This is a genomic window from Vibrio splendidus (genome assembly GCF_001557875.1).
GTDB lineage: Bacteria > Pseudomonadota > Gammaproteobacteria > Enterobacterales > Vibrionaceae > Vibrio > Vibrio splendidus_F.
Map to the genome: position 1 here is coordinate 260,071 of NZ_LNRF01000003.1, position 16,533 is coordinate 276,603.

Annotated in this window: 16 protein-coding genes and 1 riboswitch; of the genes, 9 read left to right on the top strand and 7 right to left on the bottom strand. The window is 42.8% G+C overall.

The genetic code is table 11. The features are described from left to right. Nucleotides 1–714, bottom strand: coding sequence for a two-component system response regulator TorR (torR, locus tag ATB74_RS10680; RefSeq protein WP_060982359.1), 714 nt, complete (start codon nt 712–714; stop codon nt 1–3). A gap of 256 nt (nt 715–970) precedes the next feature. Here torR and torD point away from each other — a divergent pair, with 256 nt between their 5' ends. From torD to ATB74_RS10705, 5 genes are all read left to right on the top strand, one after another. Further along, a complete protein-coding gene (gene torD, locus ATB74_RS10685; protein ID WP_061018451.1) occupies nt 971–1,618 on the top strand; it encodes a molecular chaperone TorD in 648 nt (215 codons plus the stop codon). A 316-nt stretch (nt 1,619–1,934) separates the two neighbouring features. Beyond that, nucleotides 1,935–2,939 (top strand): HTH-type transcriptional repressor PurR, encoded by a 1,005-nt coding sequence (gene purR / locus ATB74_RS10690; RefSeq protein WP_060982357.1) that lies wholly within the window; start codon nt 1,935–1,937, stop codon nt 2,937–2,939. 170 nt (nt 2,940–3,109) lie between these two features. Beyond that, nucleotides 3,110–3,195: riboswitch (cyclic di-GMP riboswitch) on the top strand. A gap of 127 nt (nt 3,196–3,322) precedes the next feature. Then, nucleotides 3,323–3,913, top strand: coding sequence for a TfoX/Sxy family DNA transformation protein (locus ATB74_RS10695; RefSeq protein WP_081090099.1), 591 nt, complete (start codon nt 3,323–3,325; stop codon nt 3,911–3,913). Between the two features lie 133 nt (nt 3,914–4,046). Continuing rightward, nucleotides 4,047–4,727, top strand: a complete 681-nt coding sequence (locus ATB74_RS10700; protein ID WP_060982355.1) for a TVP38/TMEM64 family protein — start codon at nt 4,047–4,049, stop codon at nt 4,725–4,727. 46 nt (nt 4,728–4,773) lie between these two features. Next, entirely contained in the window at nt 4,774–5,091 is a 318-nt protein-coding gene (locus ATB74_RS10705; protein ID WP_061018452.1) for a DUF2007 domain-containing protein, read from the top strand. Nucleotides 5,092–5,222: 131 nt separating this feature from the next. Here ATB74_RS10705 and ATB74_RS10710 read toward each other — a convergent pair whose 3' ends face one another. The 4 genes from ATB74_RS10710 to topA form a co-directional block, all read right to left on the bottom strand. Next, nucleotides 5,223–6,020, bottom strand: coding sequence for an alpha/beta fold hydrolase (locus ATB74_RS10710; RefSeq protein ID WP_060982353.1), 798 nt, complete (start codon nt 6,018–6,020; stop codon nt 5,223–5,225). Nucleotides 6,021–6,306: 286 nt separating this feature from the next. Next, the gene (gene glgA / locus ATB74_RS10715; RefSeq protein ID WP_061018453.1) at nt 6,307–7,761 is read right to left on the bottom strand and encodes a glycogen synthase GlgA; all 1,455 of its coding nucleotides are present in this window, start codon (nt 7,759–7,761) and stop codon (nt 6,307–6,309) included. Beyond that, nucleotides 7,751–8,980 (bottom strand): glucose-1-phosphate adenylyltransferase, encoded by a 1,230-nt coding sequence (glgC, locus tag ATB74_RS10720; RefSeq protein WP_081090100.1) that lies wholly within the window; start codon nt 8,978–8,980, stop codon nt 7,751–7,753. The genes glgA and glgC overlap by 11 nt, the downstream gene beginning before the upstream one ends. Nucleotides 8,981–9,503: 523 nt before the next feature. Further along, a complete protein-coding gene (topA, locus tag ATB74_RS10725; protein WP_061018455.1) occupies nt 9,504–12,134 on the bottom strand; it encodes a type I DNA topoisomerase in 2,631 nt (876 codons plus the stop codon). A gap of 439 nt (nt 12,135–12,573) precedes the next feature. Between topA and ATB74_RS10730 the strand changes: the two genes are divergently transcribed. After that, nucleotides 12,574–12,819 carry a YciN family protein gene (locus tag ATB74_RS10730; RefSeq protein WP_017062104.1) on the top strand — a complete coding sequence of 82 codons (246 nt, stop codon included), beginning with the start codon at nt 12,574–12,576 and terminating at the stop codon, nt 12,817–12,819. 44 nt (nt 12,820–12,863) lie between these two features. Here the strand turns inward: ATB74_RS10730 and aroA are convergent, their stop codons facing one another. Next, a complete protein-coding gene (gene aroA, locus ATB74_RS10735; RefSeq protein ID WP_061018458.1) occupies nt 12,864–14,144 on the bottom strand; it encodes a 3-phosphoshikimate 1-carboxyvinyltransferase in 1,281 nt (426 codons plus the stop codon). A 162-nt stretch (nt 14,145–14,306) separates the two neighbouring features. Beyond that, on the bottom strand, nt 14,307–14,762 hold the full coding sequence (locus tag ATB74_RS10740) for a glycine zipper 2TM domain-containing protein (RefSeq protein WP_004736438.1): 456 nt from the start codon (nt 14,760–14,762) through the stop codon (nt 14,307–14,309). Nucleotides 14,763–14,815: 53 nt separating this feature from the next. Between ATB74_RS10740 and aat the strand changes: the two genes are divergently transcribed. The 3 genes from aat to infA all read left to right on the top strand — a co-directional run bounded on the left by aat (nt 14,816) and on the right by infA (nt 16,524). Continuing rightward, entirely contained in the window at nt 14,816–15,526 is a 711-nt protein-coding gene (aat, locus tag ATB74_RS10745) for a leucyl/phenylalanyl-tRNA--protein transferase (RefSeq protein ID WP_061018460.1), read from the top strand. Then, complete coding sequence (locus ATB74_RS10750; RefSeq protein ID WP_060982347.1) at nt 15,526–16,224, top strand: arginyltransferase; 699 nt, start codon at nt 15,526–15,528, stop codon at nt 16,222–16,224. Before aat ends, ATB74_RS10750 begins: the two co-directional genes overlap by 1 nt. A gap of 81 nt (nt 16,225–16,305) precedes the next feature. Further along, the gene (gene infA / locus ATB74_RS10755) at nt 16,306–16,524 is read left to right on the top strand and encodes a translation initiation factor IF-1 (RefSeq protein WP_001040192.1); all 219 of its coding nucleotides are present in this window, start codon (nt 16,306–16,308) and stop codon (nt 16,522–16,524) included. The last annotated feature ends 9 nt before the right edge of the window (nt 16,525–16,533 follow it).

A 16,533-nucleotide genomic window follows, 5' to 3' on the forward strand; every position in this document is an offset into this window, starting at 1 on the left:
TTAGTCACCAGCAAACATGTAACCTTCACCGTGAACCGTCACAAAAATTTGTGGGTTCTTAGGATCGAACTCCATTTTTGCACGCATACGACGGATTAGTACGTCGATGGTACGGTCATTAGGCGCATCCACACGGTGGCTGATCATATTGAGAATACGCTCACGGCTTAACACCTGATTAGGGTAAGAAGAGAGGGCAACCAATAATTCATATTCAGCTTTCGTCAGTTTAACCGGTTCACCGTTTTTGCTTAACGCACGACGAGGGATATCAAATGTCCACTCACCAAAACGAACCACCGATTCATCTTCTGATTCTTCAGCCGCACCGGCTGCCGTTTTACGAGCGGCAGAAATACGCCAAAGTAGGTTTTTCACTCGAACCAATAACTCGCGAAGTTCGAAGGGTTTAGTAACGTAATCGTCAGCGCCCATTTCAAGGCCTACAATTTTGTCGATGCTATCCGTGCGTCCAGTAACTAAAATAATTCCAATGTCTGATTGACTGCGTAATTCGCGAGTTAGCATCAATCCATCTTCGCCTGGTAAGTTGATGTCCAGCATAATGAGGTCAACGTTGTTTTCTTCTAACACGCCTCTCATTTGAGCGCCGCTTTCGGCTTCGCTCACTGTGTAACCTTCGTTCTGGAAGTATCCAACCAGTTTACTGCGGGTTACCACATCATCTTCTACGACTAATACGTGATAGCTCATCTACACCACTTTTCTTATTTAATAGTTTCAGTGACTATTCTATTCATAACTCGTAACAATTCTAGTAGTACACAAGATAAAAGCCAGAAACATGGATTTTTTTTGATACAAGACAATCTTAAACCTTGCTATTTATCTTCCATCGCAATTCAATATAGGCATTACTACTAACGAGTAACTTTGCGTTTCGCAAATAACCTTGTTATTCAGCCTTCGTACCCCAGGTATTACGAAAGACGATATTAGGATTAATCAAATGAAAGAAACGAAAGCATTCAACGAGCAAAGAGCCGAAATATACTGGTGGCTATCAAGCTTATTCGCAAAAGAGCTCACTCAAGAAGAGCTCGATCACTACCACTCTGTTGAGATTCGTTCTTTCCTAACTGGTTTAGGCGAAAATGAAACACTAAAGCCTGCGATTGATCGCTTAGTAGATGCACTGAACCGTCTCCAAACACGTGAAGATGCACAACTCGAACTGTCTGCAGACTTTTGCGATCTTTTCTTAAAGACAGACAAACACGGCGCTCTTCCTTACGCTTCCATGTATATCGGCGAAACTGGCCTTTTAAATGATAAACCTGCAAAAGATATGGAAGAGATCATGGCTAAGCACAACTTAGTCGTAAACCAAGATCTAAAAGAGCCAGCAGACCACATCGCTATCGAACTCGATTTTCTTGGTAATTTGATCATCCGTTCTAATGAAACGGATCTTGAAGAAGAACTAGAAAAATCGTTCGCCGTTCAACAGCAGTTTATCGAACAACAACTGCTTACTTGGGTGCCAAGGTTCAACGTAAAATGTCATGACGTTGACGAATTCGGTTTCTACGCTTCAGTCTCAGCTCTGCTACTGGCATTCTGCACATTAGACACTCAATACCTTGCTGGTGAATAAGTTTATTGGATGATTTGGTAAATAAATTCAGCAGAATGTGACAATTCACCCGGATTTCTGGGTGAATTTTATTGCGAGTAATTTCTAGTCAGTCTAAAATTGTGACCGCAAACGATAAAATATGAAACATTCACGAAATGCTATGCTTATTAAAGTTCAGAGCATTTCGGTGTTAAGACAAGCCGCTCAATAGCGGTTTTTTGTTTTTTAGCACTTTAGTACCCAAAGAGCCCTACAAATTTAAGCTCTTAGTTAGGTAGCTTAACGGCTACTTCATTCCGTACTTTGGGAAAGTAGCTTCTAATAGGATAAAACCATGGCCACTATCAAAGATGTCGCTCGCTTAGCCGGCGTATCAACAACAACCGTTTCTCACGTAATCAACAAAACTCGCTTTGTTGCTGAAGCGACTCAAGAAAAAGTAAACAAAGCAGTAGATGAACTTAACTATGCGCCAAGTGCAGTTGCTCGTAGTTTGAAGTGCAATACAACACGCACTATCGGCATGCTAGTTACTCAATCAACTAACCTATTCTTCTCTGAAGTTATCGATGGTGTTGAGAGCTACTGTTACCGTCAAGGTTACACTTTGATCCTGTGTAATACGGGCGGTATCTATGAGAAGCAACGTGATTACATTCGAATGCTTGCTGAGAAACGTGTAGATGGCATCTTAGTGATGTGTTCTGACCTAACTGAAGAACTGAGAGAGATGTTAGACCGTCACGCTGACATCCCTAAAGTAATAATGGACTGGGGTCCAGAGAGTTCTCAAGCTGATAAGATCATCGATAACTCTGAAGAAGGTGGCTATCTAGCAACCAAATACCTCATTGAACGCGGTCACTCTAAGATTGCTTGTTTAAGTGGCCACTTAGACAAAGCAGCATGTGTTGAGCGTATCGCTGGTTACAAGCGCGCACTCAATGAAGCAAAGATTACTGCCGATGATGATATGATCATTGAAGGTAACTTCGAGTGTGATACGGCTGTTCTTGCTGCAGAGCAAATCGTAGAGATGGAAGATCGTCCAACCGCAGTATTCTGCTTTAATGACACAATGGCACTAGGCCTAATGAGCCGCCTGCAAGAGAAAGGAATTCGCATTCCTGAAGATATTTCCGTGATTGGTTACGACAACATCGAACTGGCTGAATACTTCTCCCCACCGTTAACTACGGTTCACCAACCTAAGCGTCGTGTTGGTAAGAATGCATTCGAAATTCTGTTAGAGCGCATAAAAGATAAAGATCATGAAAAACGCGTCTTCGAAATGCACCCTGAAATTGTTGAACGAAGTACAGTTAAAACGTTAAATTAATTGACAACTCGAGTTTAATTGCATCAAGCGCACCTTTAGGTGCGCTTTTTTTATCAACAGCTATAATGAACCCATATGCACAACAGAAAGATCATTAATTGAAGCAATATCACATTTTGAAATATCAAGTGTGAGTCTCATTCAACAAAAACTTTATTCTATTCAATCAGTCACGCACAGGGCAAACCACTTGAAAAAGTGAGACGCAAAGCTTCCGGCCTAAACCACTCGTTGGTATGGTAGCGGGGTTACCGATGGCAAAATGCAGTAAGTACTAATAATTTAGTAATTTACGGCTTATTGACAATTTAATTGCAACATTTTGCTAATCTCTCGGACCTGCTTATTTGGTGGCGTAGTTCAAATACACCGAGATAAATAACATGGATAAACCGATACTAAAGGACTCAATGAAGTTATTTGAGCCCCTAGGAAAAATAAAATCACGCTCAATGTTTGGTGGCTTCGGTCTTTTTGCTGATGACACTATGTTTGCTCTGGTTGTAAATGACCAGCTGCACATACGAGCAGAAAAATGCACAACAAAACAATTCGAACAACAAGGGTTTCAACCGTACGTCTACAAAAAACGTGGTTTCCCTGTCGTTACTAAATATTTCGCTTTACCTGAGGGCCTGTGGCAAGACCAAGAAAAAATCTTGCAGCTTGCAACCACGTCTCTAGGTTTTGCTAAAGAAGAAAAAGCCGAGCAGTCTTCTGCTAAGCCTACTCGACTCAAAGATCTGCCTAACCTTCGACTCGCTACTGAACGCATGTTGAAAAAAGCAGGGATCGATTCCGTAGAACGTTTATATGAATCAGGCTCTGTAAACGCATTTAACGCCATCAAGGAATCGCATGCGTCTTCTGTCAGTATTGAACTACTTTGGGCGCTAGAAGGTGCGATCAATGGTACACATTGGTCAGTTATACCGCAGCAGCGTCGTGAAGAGCTTATCAATCGCGTCAATTAGCATTGTCAGTGCAAACTATCTACATAACTAAGCCGCATTTTTGCGGCTTTTTTTATATCTACTGAAAGTTAATCTAAGCTTTGCCTGTCTATCTATACTATCGGTATGCATTGAAAATTTAGAGGAAGTATCAATGAGTAAGAAAATGATATTGGGTATTATATTGGTAGTAATCATCGTCTTGTTAGGCGTCAATTTTGGCCAATACCTCACGCTTGAAAATGCTAAGGCCCAACAAGCCGTTTTAAATGACTACATTGACAGCAACTTTATTGCCGCCGCCGCTATCTATTTTATTGCGTATGTAATGATCACTGCTTTCTCAATTCCAGGCGCCGCTGTTGTTACCCTGCTTGGAGCTGCTCTATTTGGCTTCTGGAATAGTTTACTGCTGGTATCTTTCGCAAGTGCAATTGGTGCTACCCTTGCTTTTCTAAGTAGCCGTTATCTGTTACGTGACTGGATTCAAACCAAATTTGGTGACAAGTTAGCGACAATTAACAAGGGCGTTGAAAAAGACGGCGCATTTTACTTGTTTTCTCTGCGTCTAATTCCTGTGTTCCCATTCTTCCTTATCAACCTGTTGATGGGGCTAACTCCTATGTCGGTGAGTCGTTACTACATTACGAGTCAAATCGGGATGTTGCCGGGTACTGCTGTTTTCTTGAATGCTGGTACTCAACTCGCAGAAATTGATTCACTTTCGGGCATCGTGTCGCCTTCAGTACTATTGTCATTTGCATTACTAGGGATATTCCCAATTATTGCTAAGTGGTTGATGGGGAAGTTTCGCTCAACACCAGTGGCTGAATAACGTATATAGCTAAATAACGCATATAGCCAGATAAGGTTCTATTTCAATGAAGATCTTCAGTGCATCGAATCCGACAGAAGCCCACATCATCTGTGGATTACTAGAAAGTGAGAATATTGCGTGTGAAGTCCGTGGGGAGGGTTTGTTTGGTTTAAAAGGTGAAATCCCATTCACAGAAGAAACTGACCCTTACGTATGGTTATATGAGCCAGAATTGGCCAGTAAAGCCCGCACGATTGTTAATGACTACCAAAAACAGCAAGATTCTATTATCTATGAAGAGTGGCGTTGTAGTAAATGTCATGAAGTTAACGAAGCTCAATTTGGTTCATGCTGGCAGTGCGGCGCTGCTTCACCTGAATAGCAGAGTTTCAATTATCACAGAAAACGATTCTGTAAAAGACCGCCTCCAAATAAAAACGGGAAGCTAAAATTAGCTTCCCGTTTTTATTTTAATTCTATTCAAGCATCTGCTCTGATAAAGAACCTAGATAATCACTGAATTTGCTTTTGAATAAAAGCGATAGATTGTTGATTGAACTCTTCAGGGTTTTCGACATTACATACATGCCCACAGTTAGCGATCTCTACCAACTCACTCGACTTATGTGCTTCCACCATTTCTTTAACTGGCTTGATGAACATATAATCGCGTTCACCCATCAAATACAAAGTTGGAATCGGCAACTCTCTGTCTTTGAAGTACTTCATCAATGGATTTACATCTGCAGTGAGGATAAACCAACGTTTAAACTCTTTTTGGCACAGCTTTTTAGCTTCGCGGATAAACAGGTGACGTGACTCTTTCTGACTTTTTTGCGGCATCACAACATAAGCAAATAAGCTGTATAACCACATATAAGGAATAATATGCTTACTCAGGTTTCCTAATTTTATTAAGACTTGAGAGCGAGTGTTGAGTTTAGTTACCGCACCACCAAGCACCATTGAGCGCACTCTGCTCGCAGCCAATTCAGCCACGTTGCGAACGATAATCGTGCCCAAAGACATACCCACGAAGTGCGCAGAGCGGATTTTGAGATGGTCTAACACTTTAAGAATATCAAGCGTCACCGCCTTGAACGTATAACGATTCGAAATCAACTCTTTAAGTATATTGTCTGATTTACCATGCCCTCTGAGGTCGATGAGAAGCAAATTGAAATGCTGCTTATACGCTTTGATCTGCTTGAACCAAATGGAGGAACTGCCTCCTGCGCCATGCACAAATACAACCCACTCATCACTCGTAGGGTGAGTAAATGTTTTATGAAATAGTAAACTCTCAGACATACCTATCGCTTTAATTATTGGAGTGGAGCTCTGCCTCATCACGAGGCGATGACCAAGGATATCACGCTATTAAGAACTTTAAGTGATAATAGTGTCAAACCTAACATTAGTCATGTGAATACCTACCCTGCCTTTTCTACATGACTCAAATGAGTTTGCAAGCTTTGTCTTCGTAAACGAGATGTGCTCTGACCAGAAAACAAGAAGGCACTCTGTTATGAGAGTGCCTTCTTCTATTAAGAACTGCAATTGTTCATAAACTAACTTTTTAAGCTAAGTCAGCAAGTTAAAATGCAGAGTGGTACATCACAAGGTATTCTTTTGCCGCATCTTCCCAACTAAAATTTTGCTGCATTGCATAAAGCTGAACACGCTTAATTTCAGATGGGTTTTGAGCATAAAGCAACAATGAACGATGCAATACTGCCAGTAACGCATGCGGTGTTGGCTCTTCAAAAGCAAACCCTGTCGCTACCTCAGGATCCTGATCGTAATCATTTACACTGTCTTTTAAGCCGCCTACAGAGCGAACAATAGGCAAAGTACCATAAGCCATACTATAGATTTGATTTAAACCACAAGGTTCAAACTCAGAAGGCATCAAAAAGAAATCAGAGCCAGCTTCAACCAAATGCGCTAGTTCATTATTGTAGGCTTCTACGAATGAGAACTTGTCTGAGTGAAGTGCTGATAGCTCTTTCAACTGACTCGCTAAAACCGGATCACCTGTACCGACAATCACAATCTGAAGGTCGTTTTTCAAGAACTGCTCGATGATAGGCAGTAAGTAGTGAACGCCTTTTTGATTCGTCAGGCGACAAACCATGCCATAAACCGCACAATCGGCGACTGGTAAGCCAACATCTTGTTGCAGTTTTTGCTTACAAGCCGATTTTCCACGAACCATGCTGTGCTTAGTCGCTTTATATTTACGAGGAAGGAAAGCGTCTGTTTCCGGGTTCCAAGCTCCGTAATCACAACCATTCAAAATGCCGACTAGGTCAGAAGCTCTGTGTTGAAACTCAGCCGCCATACCGTGACTGCCGAGCTCTGTTTTTAGCTCTTCCGCATAAGTTGGACTTACTGCGTTCACTTTATCTGCGCACAGCACACCAGCTTTGAGCATAGTCACATGTGTATCACTAACGGCCGCTTCCGGAACATTACGACTGTGCATTTCAGGAAGACATTGCAGCTCATCGTAGGCAAACACACCTTTAAAAACCGCATTGTGAATCGAGATAACACTACGTGTATTTTCAAAGAAATCGTGTTGTTGATAACGCGACTTAAGCAAGAAAGGAACAAAACCTGTATGCCAGTCATTTGCATGAATGATATCAGGTTGGAAGCCAAGCTTAGGGAGCATATCAAGACAGGCTGCACTGAAGAACGAGAAGCGTTCTCCATTATCTGCATAAGCTTGATTGTTTTCAGCGTACATTTCAGGACGGTCGAAATATTTGGCACATTCAATACCAAAAACTTGGATACCCTCGACACTCAATTTTTTGACTTGATAAGCCGTATGAGGCCAATGTTCAAGCTCAGTAGACAAAATGACTTCAGCTGAATCAATGTTTGAGATGTTTCTATAGGCGGGGATGGTCACTCGAACGTCCTGTTCGAGTGTTTGTAACGCTTTCGGCAGTGCCTTGGCTACATCAGCCAAGCCACCACTTTTAATTAAGCCTTCAACTTCAGACGCTACAAAAAGTACCGAGAGAGTCTTAGTAACCAACTCGCGCTCCTTTAGGAATAACTACGACACCATCGTCAGAAACGTGGTAATGCTTTTTATCTTCTTTCAGGTTCACACCAATCTGTGTACCCGGCGCGATGTCCGCATCTTTATCGACAATCACACGACGAAGCACACAACCCTCGCCCACTTTTACGTCACCTAATAAGATGCTTTCGCTAATATCACACGCTGATGCGATATTGCTTCGGAAACCTAGTACACACTTCTCAATACGAGAACCACGTACGTAACTACCATTACACACTAAGCTGTCGATGATCTGAACACGGCCATTTGCCGAATCAGTAAACGTTGCTGGCGGTAATGGCGGGTAATAAGTGTGTAGTGGCCACTTGCGGTTGTATAACGAGAATGGAGCATCTTTCTCAAGAAGATCCATGTGAGCTTGCCAGTACGCGTCAATCGTACCTACATCGCGCCAATAAACCTCTTCCTTCTCGCCAGTAATACGGTTAGTGCTGAAATCGTAAACAAACACATCACCACGTGGAACCATGTTTGGAATAATGTCTTTGCCGAAGTCGTGTGTCGAGCCTTCTTTATCAGCGTCTTCAACAAGCTCAGCGAAAAGCTCATTAGCTTCAAATACGTAGTTACCCATAGAAACAAGTGCTGATTCAGGGTCACCTGGAATTGGTTTAGGATTGGCAGGCTTTTCTTCAAAACCAATCATGCGGCCTTCAGCATCCACTTCGATAACACCGAACTCTGATGCTTCAGCAAGCGGCATACGCAATGCAGAAACGGTTAAAGCAGCTTTCTTCTCTTTATGGAAATCAAGCATCTGCTTAATGTCCATTTTGTAAATATGATCTGAACCAAAAATACAAACTTGATCTGGTTCTTCCAACTGCATGAAGCGAAGGTTTTGATAGATAGCATCAGCAGTACCTTCATACCAACGTTTCCCTGTACGCATTTGCGCAGGAATCGGGTCGATAAAACGGTCTGTTATGCCACTGATATTCCAACCTTTTTTCATGTGGTGGAACAATGATTGTGACTTGAATTGCGTTAATACGTAGATCTTCATTAGATCTGCATTAACGAAGTTGTTCAAAGCGAAATCTATTAAGCGGTAGCTACCACCGAAAGGAACCGAGGGTTTGCTGCGAGATTCAGTTAAAGGTCTTAAGCGAGAGCCTTCACCACCAGCAAGAATCATTCCCAATACACCAGCCATTTTATTCTCCATATATTTATAGCTTGTCGATGTCAGCACTCGTAGAGGTATCTTCCTCTGGGGGATGAGTACTAACACTTATTTCGGTACTTAGCGAATATCCATTCACATACAATGAAAATATCCTAAGCCAAACGTTGTTATGCGTGCACTATTCTTTGCACTTGGTTTTATATACGTTATCGACTTTTCGGCCGATTTCAATTTTTAATACGCCATTCTGTGTTACGTAAGCTGATTGCTTTCCTAAGACTTAAAGCAGCTCACATTACACCGCCAGAGCGAAACATTACATTAACACCCGCCACACATCAGGTATACAACTAAACACTGATCTGCGAGTTACAATATTTTAATTAAGTTACATTCTCGTTAAAGTTGCATAAGAAGGTGTGATTAATTTCCTTGATTTATTTTACAGAGTGAATTTAATAAATCCCTGCAAGCGACGCAGCAAATCCACCAGTTGCATATTTAGTCATGTTTAGATCAAAAAAAGCAGCCTAATGGCTGCTTTTAAATTAATAACGTTCAGTTACTTCTCTTTAGGCTTTTTACGTTTATCCGTAATTTCCCATTTACCGTCAATGTACAACGCAGTCCAGCCGGATGGCTTTCCATCTACTTCAGTACGAACGTAGTTTTCTTTAGTCTTACGACTAAAACGAACCACTGTAGGCTTGCCATCAGGGTCAGCAACTGGCGCTGATGTTAGGTACTGGAACTTAGGTGAGATACGGTCTTTAAAACGAACCAGCTCTTCCACCAATGGTGCACGTGTTTCACGTGATTTAGGGAAGTTACTCGCAGCCATAAATAGACCAGAAGCACCATCACGAAGAACAAAGTACGCGTCTGAATTTTCACACGGAAGTTCAGGGAAATGTACAGGGTCTTCTTTCGGTGGCGCTACTTCGCCATTTTTCAAAATCTTACGAGTGTTCTTACAACCTTCACTCGTACAGTCCATGTATTTACCAAAACGACCGTTCTTCAGAACCATGTCAGAACCACATTTGTCACACTCAACAAGTGGACCATCGTAGCCTTTTACTTTAAATTCGCCGTGTTCAACCACATAACCTTCACAGTTCGGGTTGTTACCACATACGTGCATCTTACGCTTATCATCGATTAGATAAGCATCCATTGCCGTTTCACAAATAGGGCAACGCTTTTTAGCTCGAAGTGCTGCTGTTTCAACGTCTTCTTCAAGCACGTTGATAATGCCCTCTTCATCACCAAGGTTGATTGTTGTCTTACAACGCTCTTTTGGAGGAAGTGCATAACCAGAACAACCAAGGAATACACCTGTCGAAGCAGTACGAATGCCCATTTTACGGCTACAAGTCGGACACTCAATATCGGTTTCCACGATATGATTTGGCTTCATACCACCAGCGTCTTCGTCTAAATCTGCTTTTTCCAAATCGCCAGTAAAGTCTTCGAAGAAGTTATCTAGCACGCCTTTCCAGCTTGCTTCGCCTTCTGCGATTTGGTCCAACTTCTGCTCCATACGAGCAGTGAAGTCGTAGTTCATTAGGTCATTGAAGCTGCCATCTAGACGGTCAGTAACAATTTCACCCATCTTCTCAGAATAGAAACGACGCTGTTCAACTTTTACATAACCACGGTCTTGAATCGTCGAGATGATTGATGCGTATGTTGAAGGACGACCAATACCACGCTTCTCAAGCTCTTTAACTAGCGCCGCTTCAGTGAAACGAGCCGGTGGCTTAGTGAAGTGTTGTTTAGGATCTAGCGCGATCAGATCAAGCTTATCGCCGATCTGAACTGCAGGAAGGATCGTATCTTCGTTCTTACCCATAGGACGCTGAACACGAGTCCAACCATCAAATTTAAGGATACGGCCTTTCGCTTTTAACGTGTACTCATCTGCTTTAACGCTTACTGTCGTTGAATCGTATTGAGCAGGTGTCATTTGACACGCAACAAACTGATTCCAAATAAGTGAATAAAGCTTGTGTGCGTCTGCGTCTACGCCGTTTAGGTCTTCCGACTTAACATCTACACTTGAAGGACGAATCGCTTCGTGGGCCTCTTGAGCGCCCTCTTTGCTGCCGTATACAAGTGCTTTAGGTGGAAGGTATTGCGCGCCGTACTCAGAACCGATGTATTCACGAGCGGCTTCTACAGCTTCCGAACTCAAGTTGGTTGAGTCAGTACGCATATAAGTGATGTAACCCGCTTCATACAGGCGTTGAGCCAACATCATGGTTTTCTTTACGCCATAACCAAGACGCGTACTCGCCGCTTGCTGCAGCGTCGACGTGATGTAAGGTGCAGACGGCTTACTCTTTGTTGGGCGGTCTTCACGTTTACATACTTCGTATTGCGCTTTTTCTAAAACGCTAACAGCAGCTTGTGTTTGCGCTTCATTTTCAGGTTTAAACGCAACACCGTCTTTCTGCGCAACTTGCAGTCTAAAGTCGGTTTTCTCTGCAGTTTTAGTATCAGCATGCACATCCCAGAACTCTTCAGGGATAAAGGCGTTGATCTCGCGCTCACGCTCTACCAGTAGTTTTACCGCTACTGATTGAACACGGCCAGCGGACAGGCCTCGTGCTACTTTTTTCCAAAGCAGAGGTGACACCATAAAGCCAACAACACGGTCCATAAAACGTCGTGCTTGTTGTGCGTTTACGCCATCAATGTTTAGCTCACCTGGAGTTTCGAAAGCTTGTTGAATAGCATTCTTGGTGATTTCGTTAAAAACCACTCGCTTGTATCGCGTTTCATCGCCACCGATGATCTCACGAAGGTGCCATGCGATAGCTTCTCCTTCGCGGTCCAAATCGGTTGCGAGATAAACATGGTCTGCATTCTCAGCCAATTTTTGCAATTCAGCGACGACTTTCTCTTTACCAGGTAGGATTTGGTAGTTCGCTTCCCACTCTTTATACGGGTTGATACCCATCTTTTTGATAAGAGCTTTGCGATCTTTTTCTTTTTTGATACGAGCTTTATCTTCTGGGCTCATACCCTTGGTTGAAACTGCAGCAGCCTTTTGACCAGTACTTTGACCCGCCGTTGGTAAATCACGTACGTGACCTACACTCGACTTAACGACAAAGTCTTTGCCAAGATATTTATTGATAGTTTTAGCCTTGGCTGGCGACTCCACTATAACGAGCGATTTACCCATATTGACTCTAACGTCCTTAATCACGATGCTTCAGCACCAACAATTTAGCTTGTGGGCTTTTACGCATGATATTCTAAATTCATTGCTTCTTTTTTTACTATTGTGCGAGATTACTAGAAGATCAACCGCTTTTTTCAAAATTGGATCTGATCGCTCGACAATTCGACGACTCACAGATAAAAGGGTCACAATATAAAGAAGCTATAAAGTACTCACGAAGAATACTTGCAAGAGCCTATTCATCAGGCATTACGTCTAAACGGGCTCATACTAAGCTTGTCCGCGAATCTAACGCGAGCCCCATTCAATTATTTTTGCCGTAAATCACAAAATAAATTGTGGATGTTTGAAAAGACTCTCTTAATCGGTTGTGAAATCATTGAATTTCTAGTTCGACGCCATAAACTCAACGTTATATTCAGTTATCAGAGATAAACTCATGACAAAGAAAGTAATAGCAGAATTTGATTTACTGCTTATCGCAAACCAAATTATCCAATCACATGATGACTACATTGAAGGCATGCGCGCAAACAGCGTAGTAGAAAAAGACGATGTACTCGTCTTCAAAGGTGAATACTTCTTAGACAGCAATGGAATGCCGACCGAGAATACAACCGCGGTATTTAACATGTTTAAATACTTAGCGCACCACCTTTCGAAAGAATTTACAATTCAGCAATAATTAAAAAGCTTGCCATTTAGGCAAGCTTTTTTGTTCCTGAACCTTTACTGGCTCAGCATTTTCAACTTGTCGAAGTAGTCGGGGAATGTCTTTGACGTACAACCTGGATCATTAATCGTCACAGGCGTATCGCTCAAGGCAACCAGCGAGAAACACATCGCCATACGGTGATCATCGTAAGTATCAATCGCCGCGTGAGTCAGTTCTGCCACAGGGTTAACAATGATGTAATCTTCACCCTCTTCCACTTCAGCACCAACTTTGCGTAGCTCTGTTGCCATTGCAGCCAAGCGGTCTGTCTCTTTCACACGCCAGTTGTAGACATTACGGATTGCCGTTGTGCCTTTAGCAAACAACGCGGTCGTCGCGATAGTCATCGCAGCATCTGGAATATGGTTATAGTCCATATCAATGCCTTTCAGCTCACCACAACGAGAGATAACATAGTCGTCACCCCATTCGATTTCGGCACCCATTTTCTCAAGCGCATCAGCGAATTGGATATCACCTTGGATACTGTTTTTACCAATACCAGTAACCTTAATCTCACCACCTTTAATCGCAGCCGCAGCAAGGAAATATGACGCAGATGATGCATCACCTTCTACTAAGAAGTCGCCCGGAGCTGTGTAAGATTGCCCTGTCGGAATCACGAACTCTTGGTAGTCATTATTGATCACGTCCACACCAAATTGTTTCATAATGTGTAGCGTGATATCGATGTAAGGTTTAGAAACTAATTCACCGTCAATTTTGATGGTCACTTCGCCTTCCGCCAGAGGTGCAGCCATCAAAAATGCCGTCAAAAACTGGCTAGAGATAGAACCGTCGATTGAAACCGTACCACTCTTCAGGCCTGTACCTGTGATCTTCAATGGTGGATAGTTTTCGCTCTCTAAGTATTCAACGTCGGCACCGGCTTCTCTCAGTGCAGTGACTAAGTGGCCAATTGGGCGCTCTTTCATGCGCGGCTCACCAGTAAGAACGTATTCACCGCGACCTAAACATAGTGCTGCCGCCAGCGGACGCATCGCCGTCCCCGCGTTACCTAAAAAAAGCTCTAGGGCTTTGTCACTTGAGAATGCACCACCAACACCCGTTACTTCACAAACAGTTTTGTCAGCAGACAGCTGATAATTAACACCTAGTTGAGTCAAGGCATTCAACATATGGCGAATGTCATCACTGTCTAGCAAGTTTGTTAGGCGAGTGGTTCCCGTTGAAAGTGCAGCCAAAAGAAGTGCACGGTTGGAAACGCTTTTTGAACCAGGCAGGTTAACTTCCCCGTTCACTTTTTGAATTGGTTGTAACGTAAGGCTTTCCATTAAATCTTATAGTCCTTGTACCACCCGAACTCACTGGCGCGTATTTATTTTCGGGTGATGAATAATTCTTCGTACTTGCAGACTAACGAACTTTTCCAACGAACTCCAGAGCTAATCCCACCCAATTAGGTGATTAATCAGCCAATCAATAGTATTTACATACTAGTACACGAGATCAACTCGAACACCATCTGAAAAATAGAGAATTCGTACATCATCGCCTCGGTTGAACAACATTGAGTTATCGACATCTTGGATGATGTTAACCAACTTATCGTCTTTAGTTTTGACCAATAACTCGACCAGTTTATACTCTACTTTATATTGTGTGTTACCTCGGTTACGAGCAATACCCGCACCCGCTACTGCACCGACAGCTGTCGCCACTTCTTTACCGGTGCCGCCGCCAAACTGATTACCAATCAAGCCCCCAATCGCCGCACCCAATAAGGTTTCCCAACCATTCGCTTTCGATTCAACGATCTCTTGCTGAGTAATGTATCTGACCGTATCAATCTCACCATAAACCACCTCGTTTACTGGTCGAGCTTGGTTTCTGTTGTAAGCTGCATTTGCCAACATGGGCAAAACAAGTAAAATCCAAAGCAACTTCTTCATGGTAAAACTCCTAAAGACCTCTTGGTCAGTGATTAATCTGTAATGCGGTACTTATGACTATATACCTAACCGAACTTGATACTACTAGTATAGAGTTTCCTTCGCCCTTCGACGCGCTTGATGAACCCAACGGTCTGCTCGCCTTCGGTGGTGATTTAACACCAATGCGAATTTTAAACGCTTATAGCCAAGGTATATTTCCATGGTATGGCCCAGGTGAGCCTATACTTTGGTGGAGCCCTGCACCGCGAGCGGTATTTAATCCTAAGACATTCAAACCGTCAAAAAGTCTTAAAAAGTTTCAAAGAAAGCACAATTACCGTGTCAGCATCAACCAAGCGACGGACAGAGTAATTGGCTATTGCTCTTCACTAAGACCCGAAGAAGAAACCTGGCTAAACAGCGACATGCAGTCAGCCTACCGCAAACTTGCTTCATTAGGTTTCTGCCACTCGGTTGAGGTTTGGCAAGATGATGAGCTGATCGGCGGACTTTACGGCTTACAAAGAGGCCAAGTCTTTTGCGGTGAATCGATGTTCAGCCTAAAGACCAATGCCTCTAAAATTGCGCTGTGGTATTTTTGTGAACACTTTACACAATTCGGCGGACAACTGATTGATTGCCAAGTCATGAACCCTCACTTGGAATCCTTAGGCGCTATCGAGGTTGATAGGGATGAATTCCTAGGTTCTCTGCAATTACTCAAAGAGTTTTCCGTTGACGATGCATGCTTTAAAACCCAATGGCTAAAGGAAATGCCTTAATGAATCCAGATTTACAACAAATCAGAATTGGATTAACAGACAATCACGCTTGCAGCTACTTACCTCACCTCGAAGAGAGAGTGGCGGTCACGCTTGATGAACACATGCACACCTCAGATAACTATGAAGTTCTGCTTGCGAATGGATTTCGCCGCAGTGGAGCAACCATTTATAAGCCACATTGCGATAATTGCTCAGCTTGCCAAGCGATTCGGCTTTCTATTCCTGAGGTAAAGCTTTCCAAAAGCCAGCGACGAATCCTTAACAAGGGAAAATCACTGCGTTGGGAACTGAAAGATGAGATGGATGACAACTGGTTTGATTTATACAGTCGCTATATCACCGCTCGTCACCGTTCGGGAACCATGTATCCACCAAAGAAAGAAGAGTTTCTACAATTCTCTAAAAATGAGTGGCTTACTACAAAGTTCATGCACATCTATGATGAGAACAAGTTGGTTGCTATCGCCGTAACCGATATCATGACTCACTGTACAAGCGCTTTTTATACCTTCTTCGATCCTGATATCGACATTTCGATGGGAACACTTGGCGTTCTATTTCAGATCCAACATGCCCAGAAAGAACAAAAACAATGGTTATATTTGGGTTATCAAATCGATGAATGCCCTGCGATGAACTATAAAGTACGATTTCAACGTCATCAAAGGCTAGTAAATCAGCGGTGGCAAGGGTAGAATACGCGACAACTTTACATATTTTGATTTTAACGGCACAATCAAGCCGTTGAAAACCGCCAAATTTCGAAAGAGGATTAGATGGCTAAAGAAGACGTAATCGAGATGCAAGGCACTGTCCTTGATACTCTACCAAACACAATGTTCCGTGTTGAGCTTGAAAACGGTCACGTAGTGACAGCACACATCTCTGGTAAAATGCGTAAGAACTACATCCGTATTCTTACTGGTGATAAAGTAACTGTTGAGATGACTCCATACGACCTTTCTAAAGGCCGCATCGTCTTCCGTGCTCGTTAATTTTTAATT

Excerpts from the sequence above, each read along its gene's own strand:
- ATB74_RS10705 (WP_061018452.1), top strand. The coding sequence starts at position 4,774 with ATGAAGATCTTCAGTGCATCGAATCCGACAGAAGCCCACATCATCTGT.
- torD (WP_061018451.1), top strand. The coding sequence starts at position 971 with ATGAAAGAAACGAAAGCATTCAACGAGCAAAGAGCCGAAATATACTGG.
- glgC (WP_081090100.1), bottom strand. The coding sequence starts at position 8,980 with ATGGAGAATAAAATGGCTGGTGTATTGGGAATGATTCTTGCTGGTGGT.
- ATB74_RS10695 (WP_081090099.1), top strand. The coding sequence starts at position 3,323 with ATGGATAAACCGATACTAAAGGACTCAATGAAGTTATTTGAGCCCCTA.
- ATB74_RS10740 (WP_004736438.1), bottom strand. The coding sequence starts at position 14,762 with ATGAAGAAGTTGCTTTGGATTTTACTTGTTTTGCCCATGTTGGCAAAT.
- ATB74_RS10710 (WP_060982353.1), bottom strand. The coding sequence starts at position 6,020 with ATGTCTGAGAGTTTACTATTTCATAAAACATTTACTCACCCTACGAGT.
- infA (WP_001040192.1), top strand. The coding sequence starts at position 16,306 with ATGGCTAAAGAAGACGTAATCGAGATGCAAGGCACTGTCCTTGATACT.
- topA (WP_061018455.1), bottom strand. The coding sequence starts at position 12,134 with ATGGGTAAATCGCTCGTTATAGTGGAGTCGCCAGCCAAGGCTAAAACT.
- aat (WP_061018460.1), top strand. The coding sequence starts at position 14,816 with ATGACTATATACCTAACCGAACTTGATACTACTAGTATAGAGTTTCCT.
- aroA (WP_061018458.1), bottom strand. The coding sequence starts at position 14,144 with ATGGAAAGCCTTACGTTACAACCAATTCAAAAAGTGAACGGGGAAGTT.
- ATB74_RS10700 (WP_060982355.1), top strand. The coding sequence starts at position 4,047 with ATGAGTAAGAAAATGATATTGGGTATTATATTGGTAGTAATCATCGTC.
- ATB74_RS10750 (WP_060982347.1), top strand. The coding sequence starts at position 15,526 with ATGAATCCAGATTTACAACAAATCAGAATTGGATTAACAGACAATCAC.
- ATB74_RS10730 (WP_017062104.1), top strand. The coding sequence starts at position 12,574 with ATGACAAAGAAAGTAATAGCAGAATTTGATTTACTGCTTATCGCAAAC.
- torR (WP_060982359.1), bottom strand. The coding sequence starts at position 714 with ATGAGCTATCACGTATTAGTCGTAGAAGATGATGTGGTAACCCGCAGT.
- purR (WP_060982357.1), top strand. The coding sequence starts at position 1,935 with ATGGCCACTATCAAAGATGTCGCTCGCTTAGCCGGCGTATCAACAACA.